The organism is Eubacteriaceae bacterium ES3 (assembly GCA_030586155.1).
GTDB lineage: Bacteria > Bacillota > Clostridia > Eubacteriales > Eubacteriaceae > Acetobacterium.
Genome location: CP130741.1, coordinates 199,090 through 218,664 on the forward strand (window position 1 = coordinate 199,090; position 19,575 = coordinate 218,664).

Sequence of the window (19,575 nt, forward strand, 5' to 3'; positions counted from 1 at the left end):
CGATAATGCCATCAAAACGCTATGAAATTACAGACGAACAATGGGAACAGATTAAAGCTTTATTTCCCAAAGCGAAAACTGGTCGACCGCCAAAAGATAATCGGTTAATCTTCAACGCAATTTTATGGATTGCGCGAAGTGGTGCTGCGTGGCGAGATCTTCCCGAACGTTTTGGTTCGTGGAAAACGGTCTACAGCCGTTTCTGTAAATGGCGTGATGACGAAACACTGGCAAATATTTTTCATGCCTTAAATACCGATGCTGACTTTGAAAATCTCAGCATTGATTCAACCATTGTAAAAGCGCATCAGCACAGTGCTGGTGCTAAAAAGGGGCTGTAAATGCAGAAGTGAATCAATACATCGGTAAAAGCCGGGGCGGTAACACGACTAAAATTCACGCAGTCGTCGACGCTCTGGGTAATCCGATTCACTTTGAACTTTCAGGCGGCCAGATTAGCGATAATACCGCTGCAATTGGTCTACTGGCAAACATTGAAATCAAAAATGCCAACATTTTGGGTGATAAAGCTTATGGAACTAAAGAGATCCGGACTTATATCACTTCACAGGGTGCAACCTATACAATTCCGCCAAAGTCAAACACCAAAGAACCCTGGGACTGTGACTGGTGGCTTTATAAAGAACGCCATCTGGTTGAATGCTTTTTCAATAAAATCAAACATTTTCGTAGAGTTGCGACTCGTTATGACAAGCTGGCATCTTCGTTTTGTAGCTTTGTTTACATTGCTGGCATCTGGCTTTTGTCAAAATAATTGGTGTTTTGACTTTTCAGACACACCCTAGTGTAAAGAAGCCCCTACTTAAAATCGATTGATTTAAATGGGGGCTTTTTTATATTTAGGGTAAAGGTAGTTGGGGTTTTATAATAAGCCCGATTGCCATGGATAATTGATTAAGATGCTTCTTTAGGTGTGTTTAGCGGACTAGGGAGAAAACCAGGCGATCGAGATGTAGGAGTATGTAATTTATACACAGCGGACAGCGGATGGACAATGATGAATGATGGCAGGAAAGATGTAGGAGTATGTAATTTATACACAGCGGACAGCGTTAAATCCCTGGTGAACTGCTTTTAAAATATTGTCAGGACACTGAGCGTCACCAACGATGGAGCAGTCGATTTTATCACAAAGGGCATCATACAGGTTAGTGATAGAACGATATCCAGCAGCGATGGCAACGGTATCGGCAGCGATGGTTTTCTGCACGCCGTCTACTTCATAAATGACTTCGTTGTCTTTAAAGGCAATGACTTTGGCATTGGTGATAGACTTGATTTCGCAGTCTTCCATCAGCTGGTGGAGAGCCTGATCGTTGTTTTTACTGTGGCTGGTGGTCATTAAGAGTTCTGGCATCATTTCCAGAATAGTAACTTCATCAGCTTTTTCAGCTACATGACAGGCGGTTTCGCAGCCTACCAGGCCGCCGCCCAGAACGACAACTTTTTTACCGTAGGATTTTTTGTTGGTCAAAAGATCATTGGCACCAATCACATAATCTTTTTCGATTCCGTCGATCGGCGGCATAACCGGGTTGGCACCAGTGGCAAAGACAACCTTGTCGAAGTTACCGGCCAGGATTTCTTCAGCGGTAGCATCTTTCATTAAAGATAGTTTAACGCCACTGCGATAGAGTTTTCCAATCAGGTAGGTGACATATTTCATCACGTCTTTTTTAAACCGCGGACCGCCGGCAGCTAGTAAGAGTCCGCCCAGTTCGTTTCGTTTTTCCCACAATTCCACGTCAAGGCCCCGTTGAGCAGCAGTTATGGCAGCCATCATTCCAGCCGGACCAGCACCGACGACCAGTACTTTTTTAGAGGAATTGCCAGGTGTTACCGGATAATAATCTTCAGCAAAGGCCAAAGGGTTGACCGCACACTGGAGGATTTTTCCGGAGAAGCCGGCATACAGACATTCGTTACAGCCTATGCAGGGAACAATATCGAAGGTTTCGCGTTTCTGAACTTTTTTAACCCAGTAAGGATCGCTGATGGATAAGTGACCCAGTCCGATAAAATCTGCTTTGCCGTCCTGAAGAGCGGCTTCGGTATCGGCCGGATTAGACATTTTCCCCTGTGACATGACCGGCACACTCACGTGCTTTTTAATTTCTGAGGCAACATCCAGCTGCAGACAGTCTGGCTGATAAACAGTGTTAATAGCTTTGTACCAGGCTTCATAGCAGCCCATGTCGACATGCAGAGCATCTACGCCGGCAGCTTCCAGCATTTTGGCCATTGCAATCCCTTCTTCGATTTCACGACCGCCGGGCACACCGTGAACGGGTGTGAATTTAAATAAAATCGGGTAATTAGGGCCTACGGCTTCACGCATGGCTTTGATACATTCGATGGCAAAACGCATCCTGTTTTCCAGACTTCCGCCATATTCGTCGGTACGGGTGTTCCACATTTCTGACTGGAACTGGTCCATCAGATATCCGCCGTAACCGTGCAGCTCGACACAGTCAACTTCAGCGTTTTTGGCAATCAATGCGCCTTCAGCCATTTTCTTAACCAGAAACTGAATATCATCTTTAGAAAAAGCTTTACATTTGATGTCGGGGAACCAGAAAGAATCGACTTCACTGGCTGAATATGGCTGAACATCGCCAGTGGTAAACTGCATTCGTCCAAGACCTGGTGTTAATTGAATACAAAGTTTAGAACCCTGGTTGTGAATGCGGCGGGCCAGGAAATTTAATTGTTCAAAAGATTTTGCAGTGCCTAGAATATTACAGGCTTTAGCTTCATATTCTGTAGTGACCTGGTTGGCACCGGTGATGATTAAGCCGAAGCCGCCTTTTGCTCGTTCTTCATAGTAGCGGATGGACCGGTCAGAAAATGATCCGTCCCATTCAGTTGAGGTTCCCATTGGTGCCATATACATTTTGTTAGGCAGTTTCATTTTTCCGATTTGTCCCTGTTCCAATATTTTCATATTATTTCCTCCTGAAATGTGCAACCCTTTACATGGGGTCTGTGAATCGCATCATCGCATCTCATTTCCGGGATTCGTCAATACCGGAAGAAAAACAGCTTAATTTAGGCAAGCATTTGGACTTGCAAATTCCCATCATCTGCTTAAATGAGGGGTGTAATCTGACAGATGGTTAAATGCGTTAAAATCTAGTGACTTCGTCACTACTATTACCGCGGTACTAATTAATATTACTGCGGTAATAGTAACATGGCAGAATTGATTTGGCAAGTTTTTTTTTAACAATCTTTTGTTTTTGCATTTCCTTGTCTAGACAGGGGTTTATTGATATAATCACAAATAGTTACAAAGAATAATCATACATGGAAACGGGGCAGGAATTGGAAAATCTGACTACGAAAGAGAAAATATTTGAAATAGGGATTCGGCTTTTTAAAGAGCATGGTTACAAGCAGGTCAGCATTATTGATATCTGCCAGGCCTGTGGAATCACCAAGACGACTTTTTACCATCATCTGAATTCCAAACAGGAAATTCTTCTGTCCTATTATGATCATGTGATTGGAAATTTGACACCACTTTTGCTGGAACTTTTAAATACAACTAATTCCTGGGATCAGATTGTCCTTTTGTTTGACAACCTGATTACCAGCATGGAGGAGTTGGGACCGGATCTTAACGGTCAGATTTTAAGCTTCAATCTGGCTAAAAATCTGGGTACATTTGAAATTCGCAAAGAACTGGAAGATGTGGCCGTTAAAATAATTAAAACCGGACAGGAAAACGGGGAACTCAGAAACACTGCTGATCCCTTAAAACTCTTCGAGGCCGCCGCCTATATGTTTACTGGATACGAATTTACCTGGTGCATCAATAATGGCGATTTTCCCTGGAAGCAGAAGTTTAACGAGGCCTTAAGGTTAATGCTTGCTCCGAAAGGTTGATAAAGATGATTGCAGAAAACTTTTCATTTGTTTCAGAAGACGAAACACAAGTTTTTGTTTATAAGTGGGAGCCCATTGACGCAGAAAGGCCTAAAGGCATTGTCCAGATTGCCCATGGAATGGCAGAAACGGCCGCCCGTTATGAGCGTCTGGCTAAATTTCTGACAGCAAAAGGTTATATCGTTTATGCCAACGATCACCGCGGTCATGGCAGAACTGCCGGCAGTCTGGAGAAAGTTGGCGTGCTGGCCAGAGAAAACGGCTTCGAACGAATGGTTGCGGATATGCATCAGATGAGCCTAAAAGCATTCGAAGAAAATCCTGGACTACCCCTGTTTTTGTTAGGTCACAGTATGGGGTCTTTTGCTGCCCAGCGTTATCTGATGCTGCACGGCAATAAGCTTTCGGGCGCGATTCTTTCCGGTTCCAACGGCCGGGATTGGATCATCCACCAGATGGGCTTTGCGATGGCAGCAGCGGAGGTCAGAAGAAAGGGTCGCGAAGCTAAAAGTGAGCGGATGGATAAACTGTCCTTTGGCAATTACAACAAGCGCTTTAAACCCAATCGAACGCAATTCGACTGGCTCAGCCGTGATGCCTTTGAAGTGGATAAATATATTAATGATCCCTACTGTGGGGAAGTATTTTCGGCTGGCTTCTATTATGACTTTTTACAAGGTCTTCTTGAGATTGGAAAGAATAAAAACATTGCCTTGATTCCAAAGTACTTGCCGATTTATCTGTTTTCCGGAGACCAGGATCCGGTTGGGAATGCTGGTAAGGGCCTTAAAAAACTTAAGGAAGTTTATCAGAAACATGGGATTTCTGAGGTTGACTTAAAACTCTATCCCGGTGGTCGTCATGAAATGCTTAACGAGATCAATCGCGATCAGGTGATGAGTGACCTTCTTGTGTGGATTGAAAAGATTAATAAAAACTAAAAAAATTACGTTATTTAAGTATAAATATTTATATAAAATTAAAGACCGAAAGAAAATGTTCTGGATTAAATAGAATAAAAAAAATATTTATAGACGATTTTGAAATTAGGTATTAAGTACTAAAATGGCCAAATAACTCTAGTTTCATAACTAAAAAATTCGGTCTATTAAATGCTTAAGTCTAAAAAATGGAAGCAAACCAAACTTTTCTTTGGTAATTATTAAAAAGAATATTTTTTCACAAAAAGAACTGTGAATAATGATAAAGCCATGGTAAAATAGATTCGGAAATACGGGTTGAAGATTTGAAGTCATATTAACTGCTTTGTGGCAACAGGCAATATTTCTTGATCCTGTTTTCAGTGTGTCCAAAATCTGTAAACAATATCACTGTTTAATTGCAAAAAACCTTACCCCTAAGCTAAGGCTTTGTGTTATAATACCTTGGGAAAAAATGAGATTATCAATTTTTACATATAGATTGAAGTTGTAATAGGTGAGCTTTTTCACCTGTGGTTTTAAGGAAGGAATGAGAATAAATGTCGATTTCTGTTTTAGTTGGCGCCCAATGGGGCGATGAAGGCAAGGGCAAAATGGTTGATTACTTTGCTGGCAAATCGGATCTGATTGTCCGGTTTCAGGGTGGAGATAATGCTGGCCATACAGTCATTAATGATTATGGGGTATTTAAACTGCATTTGATTCCCTGTGGAATTTTTGAGAAAAGTTGCGTGAGTCTGATCGGCACCGGAGTCGTGGTCAATCCGGATGTATTAATGGAAGAGATGGCTCAGATTGAAGCAGCAAATGTCAGTCTGGAAGGCCTGAAAATTTCCGGTAAAGCTCATGTCCTGATGCCTTACCACCAAAAACTTGATGAGTTGATGGAAAAAACAGGCGGAATCGGAACCACTAAACGTGGTATCGGTCAGGCCTATGCCTATAAAGCGATGAGAAAAAGTTTACGGTTTGAAGATCTGTTGGATCTTGATCGGGTCAAACGAAAATTGGAAGAAATTGTTCCGGTTGTTAATGATCAGATGAGTTCTTATGGTATCGAAGCTTATACAGTGGATGCTTTATATGAAAAGTGTAAACTATGGAAAGAAAAGTTTGCAGAGAGTATTATAGAACCCATGTCCTTTCTGCATCAGATGATTGATGAAGGAAAGAATATTCTTTTTGAAGGTCAGTTGGGAGCAATGAAAGATATAGATCATGGAATTTTCCCTTATGTGACTTCATCTAATCCTATTGCTTCCTATGCAGCAGTAAGCGGTGGATTCCCAGCTAAAAAGATTGACAAAGTGATTGGTGTTGCCAAAGCTTTCTCAAGCGCTGTTGGAGCTGGTCCTTTCCCGACTGAAGAAGTTGGTGGTTCCATTGATCTGCTTAGAGGAACAGGAGAAAAGCCTGATGATGAGTTTGGCGCCAGAACCGGTCGGTCAAGACGTCTTGGATGGTTGGACATTCCGGTACTCAAGTATACCCATGCCATCAATGGATATGATGAATTGGCGCTTTGCAAGATTGACAAACTGGATAACCTGCCAGAGATTAAAATTTGCGTCGATTATAAACTGGATGGCCGAATTGTTTCGCGTTTTCCTGACACAGAAGATCTGGAAAAGGTCGAACCGGTTTATATTACCCTTCCCGGCTGGATGAGTGATACAACCAAGATCAGAAAGATTTCAGATTTGCCGGAGAATGCCAAGAAATATATTCAAACAATCGAAGAATTAGTAGGAACGACCATTGCCTATGTTGGTGTTGGCCCAAACCGTGAGGATTTAGCGATTCTATAAAGAGCTGATACAAGATACCTGGTTGCGTGCAATCAGGTTTTTTTTGGGAAAGTGAAGCTTGCATTGTCTTTAAAAAATTTTGAGAGCCAACACAGGTTTTCAATAAAATAGAGTGCGTTGAGAAAATATTCACTTAACGCGTGAAAATAGAAGGTTATCGGGTAATTTATGATTATGAAACAAGGAGGTTTAATATGTCATATTATAAACGAGATAAACGTGCCTGGCTGGTTTTGTCAGATGGCTCCGTTTTTGAAGGATACAATTTTGGCTGCGAAGGCACCACTATTGGAGAGATTGTTTTTACAACCGGGATGACCGGTTATCAGGAAGTTCTGACTGATCCGTCTTATTATGGTCAGATTGTTATGCAGACCTATCCGCTGATTGGAAACTATGGAATTAACACCGATGATATGGAATCGGAACGCAGCTGGGTTAATGGTTATATCACCAAAGAGTGGTGTGAAGAACCATCAAACTTCAGACACAGTAAAAATATTAATGACTTTATGATTGAACAGGATAAAATCGGGATTTGGGATGTGGATACCCGGGCGATTACCCGAATTATCAGAGAACATGGAACCATGAACGGGGCCATCACAACTGAAGAAGTGAATGATGAGTTGCTGGAAAAAATACGGGCTTTTAAAGTTGAGCAACCGGTGCAGAAGGTAACGCGACATAATATGGGATGGTATTATTCCCAGGAAAACCGGGCCAACCATGTCGCTCTGATCGATTACGGCTATAAACATAATATTCGCCGTATGCTTCTTAATCTTGGCTGTAATGTGACGGTTATGCCGGCCAATACGACCATTGAAGAAATCAGAAATTTGAACCCTGACGGTATTATGCTGTCTAATGGACCGGGAGACCCGGCCGAAAATATTCAGATTATTGAAAATCTCAAGGACTTTATTGCTTATGGCAAACCAATTTTTGGGATCTGTCTGGGACATCAGCTAATGGCTCTGGCTATGGGTGGTGAAACCATGAAACTTAAGTATGGCCACCGGGGAATGAATCAGCCGGTTAAAGACCTGACTAAAGACCGGGTTTATATTACCAGCCAGAACCATGGTTACGCCGTAGTACCTGAGAGTATCGATGAATCTGTGGGTGTTATGACCCATGTTAACCTGAATGACCAGACCTGTGAAGGGTTTGAATATAAAAACTGCCATGCTTTTACGGTGCAGTTCCATCCGGAAGCCAGTGCGGGTCCTAACGATACCAGCTATCTGTTTGAAAAATTCACTGATTTAATGGAAAGGGGGCAACAGGGATGCCTTTAAGATCTGACATAAAACGAGTTCTGGTAATTGGTTCCGGCCCGATTATTATTGGCCAGGCAGCCGAGTTCGATTACGCCGGTACTCAGGCATGTAAAACACTTAAAAAAGCGGGACTTGAAGTTATCCTGATTAACTCCAACCCAGCCACCATTATGACTGACAAGTCCATGGCTGATAAAATCTATATTGAGCCCCTGACTCTGGAAGTGGTACGAAAAGTCATCGAGATTGAAAAACCGGACAGCATTTTGTCAACGCTGGGCGGGCAAACCGGTCTGACCTTGTCGATGCAGCTGGCCAAGGAAGGCTTTCTTGATAAACACAATGTAAAACTTTTGGGTGCCGATCTGGAAACCATTGAAAAGGCTGAAGACCGTCAGGCTTTTAAAGATATGATGAAAGAAATCGGCGAACCGATTATTCCTTCAGAAGTGGTAACAACCGTTGATGGTGCCCTGGCTTTTGCTGATAAAATGGGCTACCCTGTAATTATCAGACCTGCCTTTACCCTGGGTGGTACCGGCGGTGGAATTGCCCATAACTGTGATGAACTTCGAGAGATTGCTACCAACGGCCTTCGCCTTTCGCCAATCACTCAGGTTCTGGTGGAAAAAGGGATTTCCGGCTGGAAGGAAATTGAATTTGAAGTCATGCGGGATGCCAAAGGCAACGTTATTACTGTATGTTCTATGGAAAACTTTGACCCTGTAGGGATTCATACCGGTGATTCAATTGTTGTGGCTCCTTGCCAGACCTTAAGTGATAAAGAATACCAGATGCTGAGAACTTCTGCCCTGAAGATTATTTCTGCCCTGGGTGTTGAAGGTGGCTGTAACTGTCAGTTTGCCCTGAATCCAGGTAACTTCAACTATGCGGTTATTGAGGTTAACCCAAGGGTTTCCCGTTCTTCTGCACTGGCCTCGAAAGCGACCGGTTATCCGATTGCCAAGGTAGCCAGCCAGATTGCTGTCGGCTACTCGCTGGATGAGATCATCAACGAGGTAACCGGAACGACGACTGCCTGTTTCGAACCGGCTATTGATTATATCGTTGTTAAATTCCCGCGTTGGCCTTTTGATAAATTTGTCTACGCCAAGAGAACTCTGGGTACTCAAATGAAAGCAACCGGAGAAATCATGTCTATCGGTTCAAGCTTTGAACACGGGATGATGAAAGCTGTTCGTTCCATCGAGCTGGGATTTGAAACGCTTTCTGTTCAGAAACTGATGGATGAGAGCGATGAACGGATTATGGAAATGCTTCATAATACCGATGATGAACGAGCTTTTGTGGTTTACGAAGCCATCAAGCGTGGTGTCTCCATGCAGCATATCACCGATATTACCAAAATTGATATGTGGTTTTTGGATAAGCTCCGTCATCTGGCGGTTATGGAAAAAGACCTGTCTGAAAAAGGGCTGACTCCGGAACGGGTAAAAGTAGCCAGAGAGTTAGGTTTTTTAGATAAAACCATTGAAGAACTGTCCGGTCAGAAAATTGAAGAAGATGAAAAACAGTATGCTTCTTTCAAAATGGTTGATACCTGTGCCGGTGAGTTTGCAGCGCAGACGCCTTACTTCTACTCAACCCGGGATAAAGAAAATGAAGCAGCTCTCTTTATTGAAGACCATCCGACAGGAAAAGACCGTATTTTAGTGCTGGGTTCCGGCCCGATCCGAATCGGTCAGGGGATCGAGTTTGACTACTGTTCTGTTCACTGTGCCTGGGCCTTAAGAGAACTAAACTACGAAGCGATCTTTATCAATAATAATCCGGAAACTGTGTCTACCGACTTTGATACCTCGGACCGTCTCTACTTTGAACCGCTGACCAAAGAAGATGTGCGCTCAGTAGTGGAAACCGAAAAACCGATTGGTGCCATCGTCCAGTTCGGTGGTCAGACTGCCATCAAACTGACGCGTTACCTGGAAGACATGGGTGTGCCAGTTCTGGGAACGTCGCCTAAAAATATCGATGCTGCTGAAGACCGTGAAGTTTTTGATCAGCTGCTTGAAACCTGTCAGATCCCTCGTCCACAGGGCGAGACTGTCTTTACCACCGAAGAAGCGGTGGAGGTGGCTGAGCGTTTAGGCTTCCCGGTACTCCTTCGACCCTCTTACGTTTTAGGTGGACAGAATATGATCATCGCCTACGAACAGGAAGATGTTGTTGAATATATGACCATCATCACTTCGACTGAACTGGAGAATCCGGTCTTAATCGATAAATACCTGATGGGCCAGGAAGTGGAAGTGGATGCGATTTCCGATGGCGAAAACTATCTGATTCCAGGGATTATGGAACACGTTGAACGAGCTGGAGTCCACTCGGGCGACTCGATCTCTGTTTATCCGCCACAGACCTTAAGTGATGAAATCAAAGAAACCATCATCGACTATACCGGTCGTCTGGTTAAGGCTCTGGAAGTGGTTGGGATGGTGAATATCCAATACGTTATTTATGAGGATGAGGTTTATGTCATCGAGGTCAACCCGCGATCATCACGAACTGTTCCTTATATCTCCAAGGTTACCAATGTGCCGATGGTTAATCTGGCGACCAAAATGATGCTTGGCCATAAGCTGACTGATTTAGGTTACACACCAGGCCTGCAGCCGGAGAGTAATTATGTTGCCGTTAAGGTCCCGGTCTTCTCTTTTGCTAAACTGCAGGATGTTGATACCCAATTAGGACCGGAAATGAAATCGACTGGGGAGGTCCTGGGTGTTGCTAAAACCTTCGCTGATGCCCTTTATAAAGGACTGGTAGCTGCCGGAAATAAAATGGAACGCTCGGGTGGTGTGCTCTTAACGGTTAAGGATCGGGATAAAGAGGGAATCATTGAGATTGGCCGACAATTCAGCGAGCTGGGCTTTAATGTCTACGCAACTGTTGGAACGGCTCTGGTTTTAAATGAAGCTGGAATTCCGACCAAGGTGGTTCGCCGTCTGGCCGAGCGAAAACCAAATATCGGGGATCTTTTGGAGAGTGGCAAAGTCAATTATGTGATTTCCACTTCAACAAAAGGTAGAATGCCCCAGCATGATTCTGTACGGATGCGAAGAAAATCAGTAGAATCTTCAATCAGTCTGCTGACATCCTTAGATACAGCCCAGGCCCTGCTTGACTGTTTAAAATCTAACCGCACCATTGAAGATATCGAATTGGTGAATATTAAAGAAATCTAATAAATTGTAAAGCTATTGGCTTTGCCCTGAAATAAAAGACGGGGCAAAGCCTTTTAATTTACAGAGTGAAAAATGAAGCCGTCTAACTCGCTTTGCTAACGCTACACTCGTCGCGGGCTTTGCCCGATGAAGTCAATGAACTTGAACTGACTTTTAAACAAAAACATGTTTCCAGTGTCAGTTCTAGTTCATTGACTTCGCACGTCTTCATTTTTAGCGAAAGCGTGGTTGATTCGCTTTCTCCTTTTTGTTAGAATAAAACAAAATGATTTGTAAAGTGGATAGTTAGTTTCGGGAAAGTATAATTTTTGATTCAATCATAAGGTATAAAATCAGGCCAGAAAAGAGGAATCAGGTGGAAACAAAGCGACTCCGAATTGGAGATATATTAAAAAATGCCGGAATTATTACTGAGGAGAACCTTCAGGAAGCCCTGGCGCATCAGAGTGTGGACAAGAGCAAGCGATTGGGTGCAATTCTGATCGATTACGGCTATGTAACGGAGGAACAGGTGCTAAATGCCCTGTCAGCCAGACTGGGCGTCCCCATTGTTTCCATTCAGGACCAGGCCATTGATCTGGAAGCAGCAGGTAAAATTCCCCAGTCTATTGCCAATAAGTATCGGATGCTGCCTATTGCGCAGGATAAGGGGCGTCTGATTGTGGCGGTTAATGACCCTCTGGATTTTTATGCCATAGAGGATATCAAGCTGATTACCAATATGCCCATCGAAATGGTCATTGCCCAGAAGCAGGATATCATTGATGGGATTTCCAAAACATATTCGGAGATCGAAGCAAAAAAAGCGGCGGAAGAAGCCAATTCTTCCGCCACTGGCGAAGGGATTTTATTTGCAGAAGAAATTAACACCAGCGATGGCGATACGCCGGTCGTCAATTTAGTTAATACGGTTCTTCTAAAGGGTTACAGCTCAGGTGCCAGTGATATTCATATCGAGCCCTTTGACAAAGAAACAGTTGTGAGGATGCGTATTGACGGTCTGATTGTGGAGTATTTAAGCCTATCCCAGACCCTCCACCAGTCGATTGTCGCCCGTATCAAAATTTTATCTAACCTTGATATTGCCGAACGGCGGGTTCCCCAGGATGGGCATTTCCGCGTCCGGATTGATGGCCTGGAATTAAATGTTCGAACTTCTTCAATTCCTACTGTCTACGGCGAGAAAATTGTTATGCGATTCCTCTCGATGAACTCGGAACTTGACCATGCCGGACAGTTTGGGATGACGGATCAGGATTATAACAAGATGCTCTCAATTCTAAAAAGCCCCCATGGGATTGTTTATATCACCGGACCGACCGGGAGTGGGAAAACAACAACCCTCTATATGATCCTGGAGATGATGGGACGAAAAGCGGTTAATATTGCAACGATTGAAGATCCGGTGGAAAGAAATCTGGCCCATATCAACCAGACCCAGGTTAATCCCCAGGCTGGCCTGACCTTTGAGATGGGACTGCGCTCAATCCTTCGTCAGGACCCGGATATTATCATGGTTGGAGAAACAAGGGATAGCGAAACCGCTTCCATTGCGGTGCGTTCGGCTATCACCGGTCATCTGGTTTTCTCGACCCTCCATACCAATGATGCTGTATCAGCTATTGTAAGACTTGAGGACATGGGGGTTGAGCCTTATATGGTGGCTAACTCTTTAACCGGAGTGGTGGCCCAGCGACTGGTTAAAAAAATCTGTCCTAATTGTCGGGAAGCTTATACTCCCACGGATGTTGATATTTCACTCCTGGGTGTACCCGTTGAAAAGCTCTATCGTGGGCGTGGATGCCATCAGTGTAACGAAACGGGATACAAGGGGCGAACTGCCATCCATGAAATCCTGGCGATTGACAAGACGATTAGAGGGATGGTTTCCAGAAGAGATCCCATCGAAGATGTTTATGCCTATGTGGAAGAGGGCAACCGCTTAACTTCACTGCGGGACAGCGTGGCCCGACTGACGGTTAATGGTGTAACCTCGATGGAAGAATTCCTGAAACTGTCCTACTATGTGGAATAAGGAGAGTCAATGAATATAGAAGAACTGATCCATTATGGACGAAAGAATCGTTGCAGCGACCTCCATCTATCGAGCGGTCTGCCGCCTGTTTATCGGCGGGACGGTAAGCTCTACCGATCTGAGTTTGATGGCGATCCGGAGATCAATAAGCAGCTGATTTTAAGCCTCTTGAATACCAAGCAGAAGGATAAGCTGGAAAACGGTGAAGACCTGGACTTTTGCAATGTGACTTCTGATGGTCTAAGACAGCGTGTCAATGTCTATCGGGAACAGGGAACCCTGGCCGCAGCCATTCGTTTTTTAAATGATTCCATCCCTGGCTTTGAGGACTTGAATCTGCCGCCGATTATAAGAAAACTGGCCAATGAGCCCAGAGGTCTGATTCTGGTTACCGGTCCGACTGGGTCCGGGAAGTCTACAACCCTAGCTGCTATGATTGATTTTATCAATGCAAATAAAGCTCTGCATATTTTAACCATCGAAGACCCGGTGGAGTATAAGCATACGCATAAAAGAAGTATTATCCACCAGCGCGAGGTGGGAGAAGATGTGGAGTCTTTTGCCGGAGCTCTACGGTCCTCCCTGCGAGAAGATCCCGATGTTATTCTGGTAGGGGAGATGCGTGACTACGAAACCATTTCTGCCGCCGTGACCGCTGCCGAAACCGGCCATCTGGTCTTATCGACCCTCCATACTATTGGTGCGGCCAATACCATCGATCGTATCATTGATGTCTTCCCGCCCCACGGCCAGCAGCAGATTAGAACCCAGCTGGCTTCGACCCTGAAGGGGGTTATTACCCAGCAGCTGGTACCACTAGCTGATGGATCGGGCCGAATGGCAGCCCTGGAAGTGATGACTGGAACCGATGCAGTCTTAAACCTGATTCGCGAAAGTAAAACCCACCAGCTGACCTCGGTCATGCAGACTTCCAGCCGGGAGGGGATGAATACCCTCAATGCCCATCTGGCACAATTAGTTAAGGCTAATAAGATAGCCTATGAAACGGGCCTTGAATGGTGCACCAATGCCGAGGACTTTAACCAGTATTTTGGTCGGGTTTAAATTACGAAAAAAGGCTTAAAAATAATAGGGGAATACATTTGTGTGGGAAGATTTTAACTTGACTTTAACAGATGGAACAAGTATTATTGTACATAAGTCGAGAAAAGCAAATCAGATGAAAGTCTGAGGCGCAAAACTATAGGGTCTAAGTTATTTATTAATACGACAGCCAGTTGCCACACCTTATTAAGTGTGGCTTTCTTTGCGCGAAAAATAAAGCCGTGCGAGCCAGTCGGATATAATTCCGATTGAAAGCTTGCTTTCAGAAGCGGAATTATATCCGACTGGCTCATAGGGCGTAGCCCGCGATGAGGTGGAGCGATAGCGGAACCGAGTGCGCACGGCTTTGTTTTTCGCCTCTATAACTTCCAACCGCTGTATATCCAACTAATAAAGTTGACAGCATGAACATCTACCAATAATTGATCAACATAATATAAGCAAAAGGCGCAAGTTTAATATTAAAACCAGGTAGCCTTACTTAGAGATAACCACTATCAACTTATCTCAAAAAAGATTAGAATAACTTGTAAAAAGAAATAAAACTTTTTAAAGAATTAGTTAAATGACTAAATTCAAAAATACTTTAGTCGATAAATTAAAAGACGGCATTATCACCGGCAGCGCGGGTGATCAAATAGCAAAAAAAATTAAGAGGAGTGATTCAATGAAATTTTGGAACAAAATGAAGAAGAACACTAAAGGGTTTACCTTGGTGGAGATTATTGTAGTGCTAGTTATTCTAGCCGTATTGGCAGCTTTTACAATTCCGACGATGTTAGGATTTGTAAATGAGGCAAAAGGGAAAGCGTTAATCGCGGAAGCACGTGAAGTTTACGTGGCTGCACAAGCAACAGTTACAGAGTATCAAGGTGGGGGTACATCGATGTCGGCAACCACATTGCTTGATTCAGTAAATGTAGGGGCAAGTCCAGCTCCGACAACGGGAGCTAGTGCAACAATGCTGGAATATTTAAGTTCTGATATTACTATCAGTACGGCAGCCGATTTAGCTGCGTATAAAACTGCTGCTGTTCCAGCCAATGCTTTTTGGGAAGTGACTGTAAACGCAGCGGGTAAAGTCACTAATGTAGAGTATACTAGAAATGGCTATACTGTAACTATTAATGCTGGCGGTCAATCAACTGTAAATAAGATTTCGTAATAATTATAAGAGTGGTTTCTATATCTCTCTTGGTAGAACTTTCTACCTCTGATATTCTGAGGCAGAAAGCATTTTGTTAACTTAACAATACTAACCAGAAGGAAAGCCTTCACAATTCAGGCATCCTGAAATTGTGAGGGCTTTCTTTATTCTTTATCAATAATTAGGAAAATCTCATTCCAAAAACTCAGGAGATCATCTTATGCCCCAAATCAGAAAATATCATAAACCTCCTGAAGAAAACGAACCGGCGTCTTTTAGCGTCGGCTTTCCTTTAGCCGTGACAATTATTCTAATTTTTATGGTTGTTGTAATTATTGGCTTGGTCAACTCTATTAATAAAACCACAAACGCTGCCGCTGCTCGGGTCATCTACCTGGCAGCCCAGGCAAAAGCCATCGAGTTTTCTGTTGATGGGAACTATCATGTGCCAGTTCAGGAAGATCTTATCAATCTGATCGGTCAGGACATCAATCAGAATGCTCAAATTGAAGTTATCGATGAAAACTTTGATGCAAAAATTGACTATATCATTTATCATAAAAAGCGCTGGGTGACGACCTATTCCCCTGGCCAGTTAGACACAAAAAAAGAAAAATAATGGGAGGTGAAAAATTGGAACTGCAGGCGGTTATGGCACTATTCTATTTGTATGCCCTGGTTTTAGGCCTGGTGGTCGGAAGTTTTTTAAATGTTATTATTTATCGTGTGCCTTTGGGCATCTCCATTTCCAAGGGCCGGTCCTTCTGTCCCAACTGTCAGGCGCCCATTAAATGGTCGCAAAATATTCCGATAATATCTTTCCTTTACTTAAAGGGGAAATGTAAAAACTGCGGCAATCCAATCTCTATCCGCTATCCCCTGGTGGAAAGCTTAACCGGACTTTTGTCGATGGTTTCTTTTTTTGTATTTGGCCCGACCCTGCAATATCTGCTTGTCTTTGTGGTAATGGCGATACTGGTGTCCATCACTTTTATCGACTTCGATACATTAACAATCCCTAATGGCTTAGTCATTGCCCTGATGGTGCCGGCGATTTTAAGCTGTTTTGTATTTCCCCAGCCGGACTTTTTTGCCCGGGCAATCGGGATTGTGTCTGTCTCTATCCCCATGCTTTTTCTAACCATGCTTATCCCCGATGCTTTTGGCGGCGGTGATATCAAGCTGATGATGGTTGCAGGTTTTTTACTGGGCTGGGCCAACACCCTGCTGGCGATCTTTATAGCTTTGATTTTGGGTGGGATGGTAGCGATTGTTTATATCCTTAAAAAAACAAAGGATAAACATATGGCTTTTGGCCCTTATCTCTGTATCGGAATTTTTACATCAACGCTCTTTGGAAGTGTGATAATTGATTGGTATTTGAGCCTTTTTGGGTTATAATAAAAGATAACTACGGTTTTATAAATGTGATTAAATTTTACGGTTGAATGCTAGAGGAGGATAGGGATGCCAACATTTAAATATACTGCCAAAACCCTTGAATCCAAGACGGTTCGGGGGATGATGGAAGCGGCCGATGAAGAAACAGTCCGCCGGCTTTTGCGTCAGAACCAGACTTTTTTATTAAAAGCACGTGAAATCGAAAACGTCAAGAAGCCCTACAAACTAAAATCCATGGAATTATCGGATTTTGCCCGTCAGCTGGCTTCCATGCTGGGATCGGGGATTTCGGTAATTCGGGCTATGCGGATCTTGGAGGAACGGGATATCAAACCGGGGCTGAAAAAAGTCTATGGAGTGATCCTCCAGGAAATTCAGCGTGGGAACACTTTATCGGAAGCTATGGAATTAAGCGGCGGTTCTTTTCCTGAACTGATGATTAATATTTTTAAAGCCGGTGAGGCCAGCGGTCAGCTGGAAACTTCGGCCCGCAAAATGGCAGATCATTATGAAAAGGAACATAAGCTCAGGGAAAAGGTCAGGGCGGCCATGACTTATCCGGTCATTCTGTTTGGCGTTACAGTGATGGTAGTGCTTTTAGTTTTTACCCTGATTTTGCCCCAGTTTTTCGAACTCTTTGACGGGATTGAATTGCCGGCTTTAACCCAATTCATGCTATTTTTAAGTAATTCAATGACCACCTATGGTTTATTTTATCTGATTGGCCTGCTCTTGATTATCGCCGTAGGAGCCTTTGTTTTATCAATCCCCAAGGTTAAGTTGCAGACTGATAGGCTAAAACTGAGGGTCCCCAAAATCGGACATTTGTTGAGAATTATCTATACTGCCCGTTTTGCCAGGAACTTAAGTTCCCTTTATTCCAGCGGTTTGTCGATGATCAATGCGCTCAATATTGGTGGCTCAACGGTAGGCAATACTTATATTCGCGACCAGTTCATTATGGTAATTGAAGCAGTCCGTAACGGTGAAGCCCTATCGGCAGCCATCGATAAGGTTGATGGCTTTGACGCCAAGCTGGTGGCGACAATCTATATCGGCGAAGAATCCGGCCGACTGGATGAGATGCTGGAAAATGTATCAGACGCCTACGATTATGAGGCGGAAATGGCAACCGCCAGGATGGTTACTTATATCGAACCGATTATGATTATCGCCATGGCGGGTATGGTTGGAAGCATTATTTTATCGGTTATGATGCCGATTATGACTCTATATCAGAACATAGGCTAGGAGGAACAGCGTGGAGACACTCGTCTTTTTTTCAAATAAGGGCATCGAAGTCGTTAAAGGCGTTAAAGGAAAAGGGCGTCTGAATATTGAAGCATCCTATAATTTCCCGATGGAAGAAGGCGCCATGCTTAATGGGGTCATCACCGATGTGGAAATGGTGGAGTCAGTTTTAAAGGAAGCGGCACAGACCCATAAAAACTTATTTCAGAATGTTAAGCTGATCATTGACAGCAGTCTGATCGCCATCAAGAATATTGAAATTCCGACCTTAAAGAAAAAGGACATGGAAAAACTGGTGGCCACGGAGTTTGAGGATTCTGCCGGTAACTACGAGGACCTGGTGGCAGATTACACCATGATCCCTGGTCCCACCAAAGAAAATATGCTTTGTATCGGGCTGGAAAAAGGGGTTCTGGAGACTTATGTCAATCTCTTTAAAGGGCTTAAGATCAAAATCAAGTCCATTGATGTGGGCTTGAACGCTATTATTCAGTACATTACCCAGACCAAGGATTACAAGGGGATGACCCTGGCTATCAATGTGGTGGACGGAAAGAATCTGGTTTCCCTGCTTTTTAATGAGGGAAAATATATCTTTTCCAACCGGTCCCGTCTGCTGGCTGACCGGGGAACTGAATCATTTGCCATGGAGCTGTCTGATAAGCTGTCGACCCTGATTCAGTTCCACAAATCGCAGAAAATGGAATCAGAACTTAATATGAGTATCTACGCGGGACTTGATGAACTGGAGCTGGATATGCTGCGGAGTTCGGTTTATGATCCGGAAATGAATTTGTTTATGGTGCCTCAGACACCTAATATTGCTGTCAAGAGCCAGGCCCAGGATGATTTTTCCTTCAGCGAGGATTTTTTAATTGCTACTGGCTTTTTCAGTCATAAAAAACAGGTAAACCTGTATACGGCGTATTTAAAACATTTAAAACCCAAAAAGGAAATGAAGCCCTGGCATAAGGCACTGATTTTACCGGCGGGCATGATTGCTTTGTTTCTTGGTGTCTTTCTGGCATTGTTTTTATTGGGACATAACATGGAGGATAATCTGGTCTGGATTAATGAATATATTGCTGATGCCGAAAATCAGCAGCAATTTATGGAAGCCCAGGCCCTATCTGATCAGTTGGATTTGATTAATGCCCGGATTTCGGACCTGGAAAGCTTAAATGGTGCGATTGCATCTAAACCATCTATCGTGGCAGCGAAGTTAAATGAGCTGGAAAGCCTTCAGAATAATGCGATTGAACTGACCTCCATGTCCTACAGCGAGGAAGATGGGATTTTACACCTATCCGGCTATGCCAACAGCGAAAAGGATGCTTCCCGGTATGTGGATCGGATAAAAGCAACGGAGTATTTCACTTATATTAATTATACCGGCTATGCTTTGCGGGAGATGGAAAGAACCATCACCACTTCAGCAACAGCTACCTCCACATCAACTTCGACCACCTCGACCGTTACGGTATTTGATTTCTCGGTGGATTGCTATTTAAAGGCAGGTGAATAGG

13 protein-coding genes, 1 pseudogene and 1 riboswitch are annotated in these 19,575 nt (G+C 43.7%); of the genes and pseudogenes, 13 read left to right on the plus strand and 1 reads right to left on the minus strand.

Annotated features, from left to right (window positions below; translation table 11 throughout):
* Positions 1-2: 2 nt before the first annotated feature.
* Positions 3-775 (plus strand): annotated as a pseudogene (locus Q5O24_00910) (IS5 family transposase).
* A gap of 279 nt (positions 776-1,054) precedes the next feature.
* Here the strand turns inward: Q5O24_00910 and Q5O24_00915 are convergent.
* Positions 1,055-2,965 (minus strand): FAD-dependent oxidoreductase, encoded by a 1,911-nt coding sequence (locus Q5O24_00915; GenBank protein WKY47918.1) that lies wholly within the window; start codon positions 2,963-2,965, stop codon positions 1,055-1,057.
* Positions 2,966-3,327: 362 nt separating this feature from the next.
* On the opposite strand from Q5O24_00915, the gene Q5O24_00920 reads away from it, so the two are divergent.
* From Q5O24_00920 to pilM, 12 genes are all read left to right on the plus strand, one after another.
* Entirely contained in the window at positions 3,328-3,909 is a 582-nt protein-coding gene (locus Q5O24_00920; protein WKY47919.1) for a TetR/AcrR family transcriptional regulator, read from the plus strand.
* Between the two features lie 5 nt (positions 3,910-3,914).
* Entirely contained in the window at positions 3,915-4,850 is a 936-nt protein-coding gene (locus tag Q5O24_00925; GenBank protein WKY47920.1) for a lysophospholipase, read from the plus strand.
* A gap of 539 nt (positions 4,851-5,389) precedes the next feature.
* Positions 5,390-6,658, plus strand: a complete 1,269-nt coding sequence (locus Q5O24_00930) for an adenylosuccinate synthase (GenBank protein WKY47921.1) — start codon at positions 5,390-5,392, stop codon at positions 6,656-6,658.
* 194 nt (positions 6,659-6,852) lie between these two features.
* Positions 6,853-7,962 carry a carbamoyl phosphate synthase small subunit gene (locus Q5O24_00935; GenBank protein WKY47922.1) on the plus strand — a complete coding sequence of 370 codons (1,110 nt, stop codon included), beginning with the start codon at positions 6,853-6,855 and terminating at the stop codon, positions 7,960-7,962.
* The gene (gene carB, locus Q5O24_00940; protein WKY47923.1) at positions 7,953-11,150 is read left to right on the plus strand and encodes a carbamoyl-phosphate synthase large subunit; all 3,198 of its coding nucleotides are present in this window, start codon (positions 7,953-7,955) and stop codon (positions 11,148-11,150) included. The genes Q5O24_00935 and carB overlap by 10 nt, the downstream gene beginning before the upstream one ends.
* A gap of 355 nt (positions 11,151-11,505) precedes the next feature.
* Positions 11,506-13,185: an ATPase, T2SS/T4P/T4SS family gene (locus Q5O24_00945; protein ID WKY47924.1), complete on the plus strand. Its 1,680-nt coding sequence runs from the start codon at positions 11,506-11,508 to the stop codon at positions 13,183-13,185.
* 9 nt (positions 13,186-13,194) lie between these two features.
* A complete protein-coding gene (locus tag Q5O24_00950; protein ID WKY47925.1) occupies positions 13,195-14,250 on the plus strand; it encodes a type IV pilus twitching motility protein PilT in 1,056 nt (351 codons plus the stop codon).
* Between the two features lie 95 nt (positions 14,251-14,345).
* Positions 14,346-14,431, plus strand: a riboswitch (cyclic di-GMP riboswitch).
* Between the two features lie 384 nt (positions 14,432-14,815).
* Positions 14,816-15,415 (plus strand): type II secretion system protein, encoded by a 600-nt coding sequence (locus Q5O24_00955; GenBank protein ID WKY47926.1) that lies wholly within the window; start codon positions 14,816-14,818, stop codon positions 15,413-15,415.
* A gap of 202 nt (positions 15,416-15,617) precedes the next feature.
* On the plus strand, positions 15,618-16,016 hold the full coding sequence (locus Q5O24_00960; GenBank protein WKY47927.1) for a hypothetical protein: 399 nt from the start codon (positions 15,618-15,620) through the stop codon (positions 16,014-16,016).
* Positions 16,016-16,798, plus strand: coding sequence for a prepilin peptidase (locus Q5O24_00965; GenBank protein WKY47928.1), 783 nt, complete (start codon positions 16,016-16,018; stop codon positions 16,796-16,798). The genes Q5O24_00960 and Q5O24_00965 overlap by 1 nt, the downstream gene beginning before the upstream one ends.
* 66 nt (positions 16,799-16,864) lie before the next feature.
* Positions 16,865-18,049 (plus strand): type II secretion system F family protein, encoded by a 1,185-nt coding sequence (locus tag Q5O24_00970; protein WKY47929.1) that lies wholly within the window; start codon positions 16,865-16,867, stop codon positions 18,047-18,049.
* Between the two features lie 10 nt (positions 18,050-18,059).
* On the plus strand, positions 18,060-19,574 hold the full coding sequence (gene pilM, locus Q5O24_00975) for a pilus assembly protein PilM (protein ID WKY47930.1): 1,515 nt from the start codon (positions 18,060-18,062) through the stop codon (positions 19,572-19,574).
* Position 19,575 lies beyond the last annotated feature (1 nt).